We start from the raw sequence: 13,954 nt of genomic DNA, 5'->3' as shown, positions 1-13,954 counted from the left end.
ATTAAAGTTTAAAAAGCACGATTAAACGTGCTTTTTTTGTTTCTTCTATTTTTGGTTTAAGGTACTTTTTGAGTAATTAAAACAAGTAGTTTCTCAAAAAAAATCGACTGAATGGCTCAATTAAAGGCAACAAAGTGTCGATTTCATGATAATCTTAGGTTATTAAAAGTGACGGGTTTATCGAGATCATTAGGCCTTCATGCTGACGATGATTTTAAGCTGTAAAGACGATGCGTCATATTTAGGATCGATAGTCAGATCCACATCCAGATCATAGTGTTATAGATTATTTTATTGAAAATAAGCAGTTAGTTATCACGTTAAATCATCTATAATGAAGTTTTATGTATTTAATCGTAATATTTAAAAAGGTTTCCAATGGACGATAATAAACGCCCGCTCTATCTTCCTTTTGCAGGTCCTGCAATTCTTGAAGCGCCCTTGATCAATAAAGGCAGCGCATTTACCAATGAAGAACGGATTTTCTTTAATTTAGAAGGATTATTACCTAGCGTTATTGAAACCATTGAAGAACAAGCTTCTCGTGCATATGCTCAGTACAAGAATTTTACTAATGATCTTGATAAACATATTTATTTAAGAAATATTCAAGATACAAACGAAACCTTATATTATCGTTTATTGCAAAATCATATTACTGAAATGATGCCAATTATTTATACTCCTACAGTGGGATCGGCATGTGAACGTTTTTCTAAAAACTATCGTCGTAACCGTGGTTTATTTATTTCTTATTCCAATAAAGACAGAATTGACGATGTGCTGAATAATTCGACCCGTCAGAAAGTGAAAGTCATTGTTGTGACGGACGGAGAACGTATTTTAGGTTTGGGCGATCAAGGTATTGGCGGCATGGGGATCCCCATTGGGAAATTGTCGCTCTATACCAGCTGTGGTGGGATCAGTCCTGCTTATACGCTGCCTATTACATTAGATGTTGGGACCGATAATCCACAGTTATTGGATGATCCTATGTATATGGGATCGCGTCATCCTAGAATTGGCGGTGAAGAATACACTGAGTTTGTAGAAGCCTTCATGGAAGCCGTTCATCGTCGCTGGCCAGATGCCTTGATTCAATTTGAAGATTTCGCTCAAAAAAATGCCATGCCATTACTTGAGCGCTATAAAGATAAATATTGCTGCTTTAATGATGATATTCAAGGTACGGCAGCCGTAACTGTGGGGTCATTATTGGCGGCATGTAAAGCCGCTAATAGCCAACTCAGTGAGCAAAGGGTTGCTTTTCTTGGTGCAGGTTCAGCAGGGTGTGGTATTGCAGAAGCCATTGTGGCACAAATGGTTGCTGAAGGGATCAGCATTGAGCAAGCGCGTTCACAAGTGTACATGGTTGACCGTTGGGGAATGTTAGTCGATAGCATGCCGAATTTATTGCCTTTCCAGCAGCCTTTGGCACAGAAAGAAGCCAATGTCGCAAATTGGAATACTGAAAGTGATCATATTTCTTTATTAGATGTCGTGAATAACGGCAAGCCGACGGTACTCATTGGTGTGTCTGGTGCGCCAGGTTTATTTAGTGAGAAGATCATTAAGGCAATGCACAGCCATTGTGAACGTCCGATTGTGTTTCCTTTATCTAACCCGACCAGCAGAGTCGAAGCGACACCAAAAGATGTGCTGCACTGGACGAAAGGTCAAGCGTTAGTGGCCACCGGAAGCCCATTTGAGCCGGTTGTGGTAGAGGGAATAACCTATGAAATTGCTCAGTGTAATAACAGTTATATTTTTCCTGGTATTGGCTTAGGGGTATTAGCGGCGGGTGCCAAACGTGTGAGTAATGAGATGCTGATGGCGTCGAGTCGTGCTTTAGCTGAGTGTTCTCCGTTAGCCATTCATGGAGAAGGCCCATTATTACCAAGTCTTGAAGACATTCATGCAGTGAGTAAGCATATTGCTTTTGCCGTGGCAAAAGTGGCCATTGAGCAAGGCCATGCATTGCCAACGTCCGATGATTTAATTAAAAAGTCTATTGAGAAAAACTTTTGGAAACCCGAATATCGCCGTTATAAGCGTACTTCGTTCTAACTGATTTTTATAAAAGATAAAAAACCGCTTCATGCAAATGAAGCGGTTTTTTTGTCATTGATTTTTTGAGGAACTTATCCTGCAATGACTTGCTTGATACTATTAAGCATGGCCCTATCTGTACGCGCTTTTTTAAGTTTTCGGCTGCTTTCTTTTAAAGCACTGTCAGATAAACGAGTGAAAATACCATCGTATTCTTTTTCATTAATGGCTTCATCTGTGTCAGCCATTTCAGCGATATCTTGAGCAACGCGGCTGAGTTGAAACCACGCATTGGCAATATAGAATCCATGGAAATCGGCTTGGGGAAGTAAGTTTTTAGCGCTATTGGGTAAAGCGGACCAAACGGTAGCGAATTTTTGATCTTTATCTTCAATTAGCTCATTGCATAAGTTTGCATAGGCTTCCAATAAGTTTTCTGGGATTTGTGTCATAGGCATGACACTGTTACAAACATTCAGTGAGACAGTTTCAACTTGCTTCCTGTATGTGGATGTTTGCGGCATGGTTAATTCGGCCATGGGGAGAAGGTTACTCTGTTAATGATTAGCGTGAGGTAAATTTTACGTGTCTGAGCAGTAAAGATAAACCGTTATTGAGTTTGTGTTGGATCAATGACAACAATAATGGCTCTGCCTTTCGTGAGTGTGTTTGTAATATGCCCCTTTCCTTGAGTGTCATTGGCAAATAAAATATCACCTGCTTTAAAGGTTTTTCTTGTGCCATCACTTGCCGTTATCTCAACTTGGCCCTCAAGATAAAAGATAAATTGCGCTTGTGGAGCGGGGTGCCAGTCGAAATAATGGCCTGCTTCAAAATCACGAAATTGTAGTGTCGATACAGGATAAGGAATGGAATATAGGCCTAATTCTTTTTTAATGCTGCCCTCTGATTGTCTGGTAATAAACGATGACAGGTCATTCATTGAGATAAGTTCAATATATTCCATGTTGATGCGCGTAAATTCAGTGAGCTTTGATATTGAGCTTAGCTGATAGTGGCGCTATACGTTAAAAAGCATAGTTAATATTAACGCCATAATATTGACCAGTGGCAATGGGAGTGATTTTTATCCCTTGATAGGGCTCGGTAAAATACCAGGCACTGAGTATTCCAATGGCCGCACCGGCTAATACATCTTCAACGTAATGCTGTGAACTATTGATGCGCGTATAGCCAACAAAACTCGCAGCAGCATAGGCTGGAATGGCCCACTTCCAGCCATATCTTTGCTGTATAAACGTGGCTGTTGCAAAGGTATCGGCGGTATGGCCTGATGGAAAAGAATCATCATCGGAGCCATTGGGTCGTGTTTTGTCTATGCCAAATTTGAGTGCTTCAACGCTGAGCCTTGAAACCCCTACGCTTTTGACAAGTTGCCAACTTCCTTGATAATTAGGTTCATAAAGAGCTGTTGCACTGAGAGTTGCAGCTGGCAATAATAAATGAATAATGTCTCCTGAGCGTTCAATGTCTGCTTGGACAGGTTGGATAAGGCCGAGTAGAAGCGTTATTGAAAAACAAAAGCGGACAATCACGGGTTTTGATAACAACATAGTTTTTATTTTATATTGGCAGGGATCAATTGAAGGGGCTTTTATACAGATTGTTAATGTTAAATGCAAAATTTTTACAAATTAGCAGAGATAAAAAGAGAGCCGTTTTATGCTCTCTTTTCATTTTGGAGTCTGTATGATTGCTAGTTTGAAGAATGTTCGGGTGCTTTTGTCACTAAAGGTAGGCGGGCGCGATACACTAATAAATAGAGTATCGGCAGTACGATTAGAGTCAGTAAAGTCGATGAAACAATACCACCTATGACGACTGTGGCTAAAGGACGTTGCACTTCTGCTCCTGTTCCCGTATTCAGTGCCATTGGAATAAAGCCTAGACTGGCTACAAGGGCGGTCATAAGCACAGGTCTTAAGCGTTGGCTGGCACCTTGTTTAATTGCATCAAGCAGTGGTGTGCCCTTTTCAATCAACTCTTTTATGAAAGATAACATAACAACACCATTAAGCACGGCGATACCCGATAGGGCGATAAAACCGATACTGGCGGAAATAGATAAGGGCATATCGCGCAGTGCGAGTGCGATCACCCCACCCGATAGCGCTAGAGGGACGCCGGTAAAGATAATGAATGAATCTCTTATTGAACCAAATGCACTATAAAGCAGGCCAAAGATTAATAACAAAGTGAGGGGGACGACTATCATCAATCTTTGTGTGGCTGACTCTAGCTGTTCAAAGGTGCCTCCGTACTCAATCCAGTAACCGCTTTTCAGCGCCAGCTTATCATTCATTAATTGCTTGGTATCGGCAATGAAAGAGCCTAAATCTCGATTCTCTACATTGGCCGTTACGATGACATGGCGTTTGCCATTTTGCCTGTTAATTTGATTGGGTCCGACTTTTTGAATAATGTCGGCAACTTCCTTTAATGGCACATAACTTAAGTCAGGATTAAGATCTGCTGGAAGGGCAATAGGGAGATTGCCTAGAGATTGAATATTAGCATCATCGCTAGATAATCGTACGACCAGTTTAAATCGACGATCCCCTTCATAGATTAAGCCTGTTTGAACACCTGAAATGGCGGTTTGAATGGCTTGTTGTACATCGACAATATTCAATCCAAGTAAAGCTAAATGATCGCGATTGGGCTCAATCGACAAAGTCGGAAGTCCAGACATTTGTTCCATGCGGGCATCTTTGGCGCCATTGATTTGACTGAGTAAGTTTGCCGCTTGTTCACCTGCCGATTTGAGCTTAGCTAAGTTATCGCCATAAATTCTCAAGGCGACATCGGTTCGTACGCCGGCAATTAGCTCGTTAAAGCGCATCTCAATCGGTTGAGTGAACTCGTAATTATTACCTGGAATATGATTGACAAGTTCGCGCAGTTCGTCAATAAATTCTGCTTTTGTTTTATTGGGGTCGCTCCACTGTGACTGAGGCTTCATTATGATGAAAGTATCGGCGACATTAGGGGGCATAGGATCGGTTGCCACCTCTGGCGTGCCAATTTTTGAAAAGATGCTGTCGACTTCATCCATGTCTGCAATGAGGCTTTCGAGCAGGATTTGCATTTCAACTGATTGTTGTAACCCTGTTCCCGTGATCCTCATGGCATGCATGGCGATATCACCTTCATCGAGTTGAGGCAAAAATTCAGAGCCAAGACGAGTAGTTTGTATGACGCTGACAATGATTATTCCCGCAGCCATAGTGAGCAATAACAAGGGTCGCTTTAAGGAGAAAAATAGTACAGGTTCATAGAGTGAGCGGGCTTTCACCATGATAAAATTTTCTTTTTCGTTGACTTTACCTTTAACAAAAATGGCAATAGCAGCGGGGATGAAGGTCACAGAAAATATCATGGCGCCAATGAGTGCTGCGACGACAGTGAAGGCCATGGGGTGGAACATTTTTCCTTCAACACCATTAAGAGCAAAAATAGGTAAGTAGACCAGCATAATAATGAGCATACCAAATACGGCGGGACGGAAAACTTCCTTTGTGGACTGACACACGACCTTAAGTCGCTCTTCTAACGTCAATAATCGACCATGACTATGCTGGGCTATACCTAAGCGGCGTAGTGCATTTTCAACGACAATGACGGCACCATCAACGATGATACCAAAGTCTATAGCCCCTAAACTCATTAAATTACCCGAAACACGGTTAGTCGCCATGCCACTAATGGCGAACAGCATGCTTAATGGGATCACTAACGCGGTAATAAAGGCCGCCCTAAAGTTACCTAACAATGCAAATAGGACCACAATGACTAATACCGCGCCTTCAAAGAGATTCTTTTTAACTGTATTAATGGTTTTATCAACCAGACTGGTGCGATCATAAACAGCCTCCGCGATGATACCTTGCGGCAAGCTTCTATTCACTTCAATTAGTTTGTCACCCACTTTTTTAGCGACGACTCGGCTATTTTCCCCTATCAGCATAAAAGCTGTTCCGAGAACGGTTTCAACGCCGTTTTGAGTCGCAGCACCAGTGCGAAGTTGCTTGCCATAAAAAACCTCGGCGACATCACTAATGCGTACAGGAGCGTCGTCTCGTTTCGTGATAACGACATTACGAATATCATCTAGGTTTTTCAGTTGACCAGGAGAGCGCACTAGCCATTGTTCTCCATTGCGCTCAATGTAACCTGCCCCTGCATTGAGGTTGTTACGCTCGAGTGCCTGAATAACATCATTTAAGGTCACTTTGAATGCCAATAATTTACTGGGATCCGGTGCAACTTGATATTCACGTTCATAGCCGCCGATGCTGTTAATTTCGGTGATCCCGGGAATATTGACGAGTTGAGGACGAATAATCCAATCTTGAATCGTACGAAGATCTTCAGTGTTATAAGCGCTACCATCTGCTTTTACTGCGCCTTTTTTGGCGCGTACTGCATAGGTAAATATTTCTCCAAGGCCGCTGGCTATTGGGCCTAAAACCGGTTCTGCGCTGGCGGGGAGTTCACTTCTTATACCTTGTAGGCGTTCACTGATCTGTTGTCTAGCCCAATAAAGGTCGGTGCCTTCTTTAAAAATAACAGTAACTTGAGATAGCCCATATTTACTGATTGATCGGGTATAATCTAAATTGGGGATCCCCGCCATCGCGTTTTCGACTAAATAAGTGACTCTTTGTTCTGATTCTAAAGGTGAGTAGCCATCAACAGCAGTATTAATTTGTACTTGGATATTGGTGATGTCGGGAACGGCATCAATAGGTAACTTTAGGGTATTATAGACACCAAAAGCGGCGACTAATAATGTCATGGCTAAAATAAGATAGCGTCGCTGCAATGAGAAGGTAATGATTGCATTCATCATATGATAGACTTCCTAGTGTTGATGCTTGGCAGCATTTTTTTGAATATCGGCTTTGATCAAAAAACTGTTTTTTGAAACGTATTCAACGCCAGCATCTAGACCATCAAGTACTTCTACATATTGGCCATCGCTTTCTCCAAGTTTAAGCATACGCACTTCGAAGATATTACCATATTTGGCAAAGACAACAGGATGACCTCGAAAGGTTTGTATTGCTTGGACATTGACGGCAATAGGAACCGTTTTTGTTGCCGTTTCAATTTCTGCTTTAATGTGCATACCCGGACGCCAATGCCCTTGCGTGTTATCAATCACTGCGCGTGCTCTGGCGATGTGCCCGCCTGTCATCAAAGGTGAAATATAGCTAATTTCTGTGTTAATTTTATCTTCATTGTGATCATCGAGTACCTTAACGGGGAGGCCGACTTTCAGTTTGTCCATTTGAGAGGGAAAAGCGGATAAATCGATCCAAACCGATGAGAGATCGCTGATGCGAACGATAGGGCCATTACCCGTGTGATCGCCCTTATTAAGGAATTGCTCTGTGACTTGGCCATTGGCAGGGCTTTTTACATGATAGAGACTGAGAGTGTCGCTGTTAATAATATTCGCAATGATCTGCCCTTTTTTAACTTGATCGCCAATGCCGACATATAGCTTATCGACAATACCCGTGTAAGGGGCATTAACATTAAAAATATGATGAGTAATGGGTTCCACAATACCAAATAACTGTTCCGTAAAAATGAGTTGATGTGGACCTGATTTTTGAGTTTGGACATCAGATAAGGCCAATAATCTCTTGCTTATCTGCGTTCTTCCCTCAAAGCTTTCATATTGCCATTGAAGCTTCTGTTGTTGATATGTTGCATTGACATTGACCACAAAAGAATGGGGCTCGGTCACCACTTGCTGGCTAACAAGATAATCTTTTTCAGGGGTAAAGGTCAGTTTATTTTGTTCTCCACCAAGGCGAGTTAATTGCACATCAAGATCTACCTTATTGGGAGCAATCGCCTTACCTGATTGGTAAGCGTAAATGCGCATTTCTGGTGGAATACCCGCTTCATAAAGCGTGATTTCAATTTCAAATTCTCCTTTTTGGAGTAATTTTCCTCCATGAGGTCCTCTCGTTTCTTCAAGCGCATCATGATTGCCATGATCATCGCCACTGGCAACACTGATATTGGAAAAGAGGAGTATGGTTATAAACAGAGAGCTCAAAAAGACGAGTAATGGCTTAAGTTGCAGAGTCGAAAGGGGATATGTCATTATTTTGTCTCCAAAGCATCAACAGAGGTGTTAAGTGTTGCAGGGATGGCTTGCCCGGTAATACGCGCAAGTTCAAGCCGTTGTAGGTATACCGCCGCATTGGCTTCAATGATCTCACGTTCGATTGCGAATAATTCTTTTTGAGCATCCACTAGTTGTAATACTGTGGCATGCCCCGTTTTATAGACCGCTTGGGTATCAATTAATAATTGCTTCGCAAGGGGGAGCAGTGTTTGCTTTAATCTTTTGGCTTGTTTGGCGTTATTCATCATAGCTTGGTGAATTTCCAGTAAGCTTAATCGAAGTTGCTCACGTAATAGTTTCTGTTGCTGGAAGACTCTATCTTGTTCGATTTTTGCTGCGAGTATATTACCTTGATTAGGGTTCGTGAAATTTAACGGCATAGAAAAGGAAAAGACTAATGCAGTATCGTTGTAATCTTCAAAACGGCGTAGTCCCATACCCAGGTTTATGTCATATTGTCCTTTTGCTTCTTCGAGTCGCCTTTTGGCTTGCATGACTCGTTCTAAACTGAGTAATTGCACATATTCAGGCGCTGTTTCTATGGCATTGAGAACATCGGCTTTACTGGGGAAGGTTGTGGGTAACTCTAGTCCTCCTTGTGCAGAAGAAAACGTGGCATCTTTTGCCCACATTGATGCCAGTCTCTGTTTTTCAACCGTTATCATGTCTTGTAAATGTTGTAATTCTATTCTTGAATGAGCCAGCTCTAAGGACATTTTTGAAACGTCTGCTTGTAAAATATTACCAGCTTTGGCACGACGCTTGATTGCTTTTAGCGCTTGGGCTTCAAACCCAATACGTTTGTTATTCCATTTAATCAATGCTTGTAAGCGTAATAATTGATAAAAGCGACGTGTGGCTTCTGACAATATATCGAGGCGTAGAATTTCATATTGATTGATTTGTTGCTGTTTGTTGCTGACGGCAAAATTAATGCGCCGTTGCCGTTTTTCGCCCAGTTCGATAAGTTGACTCAGGACTAAGGTGGTTTCGGTACTATCAATCCCTTGTACCTCACCCGTCCCTAAGACATTATCGATAGCAAGAGATAATTCGGGGTTAGGGGTGATCCCTGCTTGCAGTATCCGTGCTTCTTCTATTCTCAAATCGTAAGGGAAGGTTTGCAGCTGGCTATTGTTTAATAAAGTTTGCTCCATGACCCAAGGTAAAGTGATGGAAGCTTGTTCATTAGCTTGAGCCAAGCGGGTGGTAAAGAGTGTTATGAGTGCACAGTTTATCGTTATTGCCAGTATGCGCAGGCATTGAAACAATAAGATCGATTTATTCTTCTTCACAGGATATGACTCCAGTTTTGAATATATAAAAGACATTGATAAGTATCACTTTAATAGTTAAATGATATTTATTTAGTTAAGTTTTATTCGAGTGTGACTAAATCAAAAATGAAGAATGAGGAGGGCGAATGGGAGGTGCGTAATTGCAGGCCTGATAACTAAGAGTCGGGAATGGAATACCATGGCTTTTTGGAAGCGTTGCTAATGGATTCATTTCAACAGGGGGATGACATGAAGTATGGGAATGAAAGTCATGTTCATGATCGGCATCATCGTTACTGAGATCATTGAGGTTGACATTGAGGGTATTGCTGTCATGAAAATGGCATTTCATAATGTCGAAATTATGCCCATTTTGTGGATATTGACTATGAGCAGACACACAGCTTGCAAAAAATTGGCACACAAATATTAAAAACACTAAATTCAGTGTTAACTTCGATGTCGCTTGGCGATGTGAAGTTTTTGTGCGATGCAAAATACCAAATTCCCTTTGATTGTAGATTAAGGATTGTGATAACAGAAGGTTATATATCAATTGATGCTGAAAATTTTGCCTCAGTTATTTTACAATGAGCGCTTATACGACATAAATATAACAAAAAATCCAGTATAATTCTAAGCGAGTCTAACATGAAGATCACAGGTACGACAAATGTAAAAATTCAAAGTCAGGTAAAAATTTAGGTTTCTAGCATTAGATGGATTGAAAAGTCTTTATGTGATAGTGGTATTTTTTGTGGATGAGTTTAGGAATAATGCAATAACTGTTATTATTATGCTATTCCATTTTTTGTTAAGTCATTCATGTCAGACAGCAGCCCTTCTATTCAATCAATCACTGATTATTCTCAACTTGATCCTTTTTTACTTAATCAGCTAGCTCAGCAAATCAAAGTGTGGGGCAAGGAGCTAGGGTTTGCTCAAATTGGTATTTGTGATACAGATTTAAGAAGTGAAGAGCCTAAATTACAAGCTTGGTTGGATAAAGGTTATCATGGAGAAATGGCCTATATGGCAACTCATGGCATGATGAGAGCCAGACCCCATGAGTTACATACTGGCACCGTGAGAGTGATTTCTGCAAGGATGAATTATTTACCGGTTGATGCAGGGTTTGCTTATAATTTGAAAGATCCTAATTTAGGCTATATTTCTCGCTATGCAGGTGGGCGTGACTATCATAAGCTTATTCGCAATCGATTGAAAAAATTAGGCCAAAAAATTGAAGCCGAGCTTATTCAACTTGGGCTTCAAAAACCCAATTTTCGTCCTTTTGTCGATTCTGCGCCAGTATTAGAAAGACCATTAGCTGAAAAAGCAGGGCTAGGCTGGACTGGAAAACATTCGCTGATCCTCAATAAAGAGGCTGGAAGCTGGTTTTTTTTAGGTGAGCTGCTAATTGATTTACCTTTGCCCGTGGATATTCCTGTTGCTGATGGCTGTAATACCTGTGTCGCCTGTATTAAATCCTGTCCAACCAATGCCATCGTTGCCCCTTATGAGGTGGATGGTCGTCGCTGTATTTCTTATTTGACCATTGAACTGCAAGGGGCTATTCCCGAAGAATTTAGACCCTTAATCGGTAATCGTATTTACGGCTGTGATGATTGTCAGCTCGTTTGTCCTGTTAATAGCGCAGCGCCGTTAACGATAGAGGCCGATTTTCAAACACGCGATCCCCTTAAACAACCTGAGCTGCTCAACTTATTTGCTTGGAATGAAGGCACCTTTTTAAAACTCACTGAAGGGAGTGCTATCAGGCGTATTGGGCATAAACGTTGGTTGCGTAACATTGCCATTGCGCTAGGCAATGCCCCTGCCAGTGAAGCCATTGTGGCAGCATTGAAAAATAGAAAAGAAACCGATGAAGTCGATGAGATGGTGCTTGAGCACATCGATTGGGCCCTTGAGCAGCAAGAAAGTAAAGCATTGGAAATAAGTAAAGGCGTGGCTTTAGTCGGTAGTCGTAAAACACAAAGGGTCATTCGCAGTATAGAAAAAGGCTTACCCAGAGATGCTTGAGGGAGTATTAATATGTTCCTTCAATATTTTTAGGTTGTTTGGGGGTAAATGATTACTAGTCAAATCAAATCAACTCAGTTGGTTTAGTGAGGCTTTGTATGGTTTTAAAAATCAATATCTTAACTGTGATGATACCTAAATTAATATAAATTAGTATTTGATTTTGTCAGTGATATATGCCTTCTCTTGTTAATCTTAAATGTGCTCGTTATAACATCGAGGCTAATACTAAAGTATTGGCCTTTGCCTGTTAAATATCTCTTAGTTGGGCTAGATCCCATACCTGAGCATGATGTGTCTTTTATTTTAATCAGTCACGATGACCTTTCACTACATTAACTTTTGTTTATGTAAATATCTATCAAGTAGCCATGATGTCGAAGTGAGTTATTAGACGATAACAAATTAAACACTTTGAGATAGTCAATAAAGGTTACTTCGATTAAATGTTTTAGGGGAGGTTATCATGAATTATTTCACATCGAAAGGAAGTAGGGTATTTAAGAGCGTACTTGTTTTCACTCTATTTTTGTATAGCGCAATAGCATTCAGTTTGGAATCAAGGCTTTCACTATTGGAGGAGCAAGAAATGCAAGAGGAGGATGTAATGATGACAGCTTGTATTCCCCCTTATTATCATCATTCAATCAGTTTGCCAAATGGGGATATGAAGGTATATGAATCGTCTTCCAAAGCCGTTCTCAAGTTTGAGATAAATACTAATGGGGAGATAGTAATATATGATAACTCTCATCAGCCAGTGACGATTTATTTAGAACAGGAATTATTGCGTAAAATGATTAAAAACGTACAAAGTGGAAACCAGGTGTGCGTATATTATCTGGCACCAGAAGAACTGACTTCCAATGAGGAGCCTGTCATTGCTCCAGAGTCGGACTTAACGGATAGTGATAATGATGGTCTTTCAGATGAATACGAATTAAATGATAGTTTGACTGACCCCATGCTGGCTGATACCGATAACGATAACATTTCTGACCGTGATGAAGTGCATTTATGGGGCACAAATCCCATTCTTGCGGATACTGATGATGATAATATTCCTGATGGGCATGAAGTGAACGAGTCATTCACCGATCCATTAACCCAAGATTTATGTTTTGACGAGAAAGCCACTCATTGGGGCACCAGTGGTGATGATCACATTGATGGTACTGATAACGCGGACGTTATTATGGCCTTTGGTGGCAATGACACCATTTATGGTTGGGATAATGGAGATAAAATATGTGGAGGTGCCGGAAATGACATATTAAAGGGTAAATCTGGCTGGGACTTTATAGACGGTGGAACAGGTGATGATGTTATTTCCGGCAGTGGCGGTAAAGATGTCTTGTTAGGTGGGGATGGCAATGATCAACTTATTGGCGGCGCTAAAGATGATCTGCTTGACGGCCAAGCGGGAATGGATAGTTGTGACGGCGGTATAGGCATTAACGAGACTTTAAATTGTGAGGCATGATAATAGCCTGCACAAATATCAGATGAGTATCCTTATGAAATAAAAATAGCCTTAACTGAGGTAGTTAAGACTATTTTTGCATCTTTTTATTAATACTATTTAGTTAATTTGTGGATCTAATTCGCCCGCTTGATAGGCTTTGTACATGGCTTGTAATGATAAAGGCTTAATTTTTGAGCCCATACCGGCACTGCCAAAGGCTTGATAGCGTTCGCTACAGATAGCCGCCATGGCATCCATTGAGGCTTTTAAGAATTTACGGGGGTCAAATTCACTGGGGTTTTCCGCCAAGAATTTACGGACTGCACCGGTTGAAGCTAAGCGTAAATCGGTATCCACATTGACTTTACGCACGCCATGTTTAATCCCTTCCACGATTTCGTCTAACGGCACACCGTAAGTTTCTGGAATGGCGCCGCCATATTGGTTAATAATCTCTAACCATTCTTGTGGTACAGATGAAGAACCGTGCATCACTAAATGTGTATTAGGAATACGAGCGTGAATTTCTTTAATACGATCGATTCTCAGTACATCACCCGTCGGTTTACGACTAAATTTGTAAGCGCCGTGGCTGGTACCAATGGCAATGGCTAGGGCATCAACATGAGTATCGGCAACAAAACGAGCCGCTTCTTCTGGAGTGGTGAGCATTTGATCTTCGCTTAATGTACCTGTCGCGCCAATCCCGTCTTCTTCACCAGCTTGGCCAGTCTCTAAGCTGCCTAAACAGCCTATTTCACCTTTAACTGATACGCCACAGGCATGGGAGAAAGCAACGGTTTTTCGAGTGACATCGACGTTGTGTTCATAAGAAGAAGGGGTTTTTCCATCAGACATTAACGAGCCGTCCATCATGACCGATGACATGCCTAGTTGAATTAAATCAAATGTTCATTTTCAATGTGATACGACTGGCTGAGTGCTAGCCTT

The 13,954-nt window shown here is 41.2% G+C and carries 10 protein-coding genes and 1 pseudogene; 3 read left to right on the top strand and 8 right to left on the bottom strand.

Translation table 11 applies throughout. The features are described from left to right. Positions 1–378: 378 nt before the first annotated feature. Positions 379–2,067, top strand: a complete 1,689-nt coding sequence (locus tag Q0779_RS11560) for an NAD-dependent malic enzyme (RefSeq protein WP_298772713.1) — start codon at positions 379–381, stop codon at positions 2,065–2,067. Between the two features lie 74 nt (positions 2,068–2,141). On the opposite strand, the gene Q0779_RS11555 is transcribed toward Q0779_RS11560, so the two are convergent. From Q0779_RS11555 to Q0779_RS11525, 7 genes are all read right to left on the bottom strand, one after another. Next, the gene (locus Q0779_RS11555) at positions 2,142–2,588 is read right to left on the bottom strand and encodes a DUF3069 domain-containing protein (protein ID WP_298772711.1); all 447 of its coding nucleotides are present in this window, start codon (positions 2,586–2,588) and stop codon (positions 2,142–2,144) included. A 71-nt stretch (positions 2,589–2,659) separates the two neighbouring features. Beyond that, on the bottom strand, positions 2,660–3,016 hold the full coding sequence (locus Q0779_RS11550; protein WP_298772709.1) for a cupin domain-containing protein: 357 nt from the start codon (positions 3,014–3,016) through the stop codon (positions 2,660–2,662). Positions 3,017–3,077: 61 nt separating this feature from the next. Further along, complete coding sequence (locus tag Q0779_RS11545; protein WP_298772707.1) at positions 3,078–3,623, bottom strand: phosphatase PAP2 family protein; 546 nt, start codon at positions 3,621–3,623, stop codon at positions 3,078–3,080. Positions 3,624–3,766: 143 nt separating this feature from the next. Continuing rightward, the gene (locus Q0779_RS11540) at positions 3,767–6,922 is read right to left on the bottom strand and encodes a CusA/CzcA family heavy metal efflux RND transporter (protein ID WP_298772706.1); all 3,156 of its coding nucleotides are present in this window, start codon (positions 6,920–6,922) and stop codon (positions 3,767–3,769) included. Positions 6,923–6,934: 12 nt separating this feature from the next. After that, a complete protein-coding gene (locus tag Q0779_RS11535; protein ID WP_298772705.1) occupies positions 6,935–8,194 on the bottom strand; it encodes an efflux RND transporter periplasmic adaptor subunit in 1,260 nt (419 codons plus the stop codon). Then, a complete protein-coding gene (locus Q0779_RS11530) occupies positions 8,194–9,513 on the bottom strand; it encodes a TolC family protein (RefSeq protein WP_298772704.1) in 1,320 nt (439 codons plus the stop codon). The genes Q0779_RS11535 and Q0779_RS11530 overlap by 1 nt, the downstream gene beginning before the upstream one ends. A gap of 97 nt (positions 9,514–9,610) precedes the next feature. After that, positions 9,611–9,991 carry a hypothetical protein gene (locus Q0779_RS11525; protein ID WP_298772703.1) on the bottom strand — a complete coding sequence of 127 codons (381 nt, stop codon included), beginning with the start codon at positions 9,989–9,991 and terminating at the stop codon, positions 9,611–9,613. Between the two features lie 329 nt (positions 9,992–10,320). Between Q0779_RS11525 and queG the strand changes: the two genes are divergently transcribed. Both queG and Q0779_RS11515 read left to right on the top strand, forming a co-directional pair. Further along, complete coding sequence (queG, locus tag Q0779_RS11520) at positions 10,321–11,538, top strand: tRNA epoxyqueuosine(34) reductase QueG (protein ID WP_298772702.1); 1,218 nt, start codon at positions 10,321–10,323, stop codon at positions 11,536–11,538. A 589-nt stretch (positions 11,539–12,127) separates the two neighbouring features. Then, positions 12,128–13,021 (top strand): hypothetical protein, encoded by an 894-nt coding sequence (locus Q0779_RS11515; protein WP_298772701.1) that lies wholly within the window; start codon positions 12,128–12,130, stop codon positions 13,019–13,021. Positions 13,022–13,120: 99 nt separating this feature from the next. Here the strand turns inward: Q0779_RS11515 and Q0779_RS11510 are convergent. Further along, positions 13,121–13,903 (bottom strand): annotated as a pseudogene (locus Q0779_RS11510) (class II fructose-bisphosphate aldolase); the annotation flags it as partial. Between the last annotated feature and the right edge of the window lie 51 nt (positions 13,904–13,954).

The organism is uncultured Shewanella sp., assembly GCF_947491715.1.
Lineage (GTDB): Bacteria > Pseudomonadota > Gammaproteobacteria > Enterobacterales > Shewanellaceae > Shewanella.
This window is presented reverse-complemented; position numbering and strand designations above follow the sequence as displayed.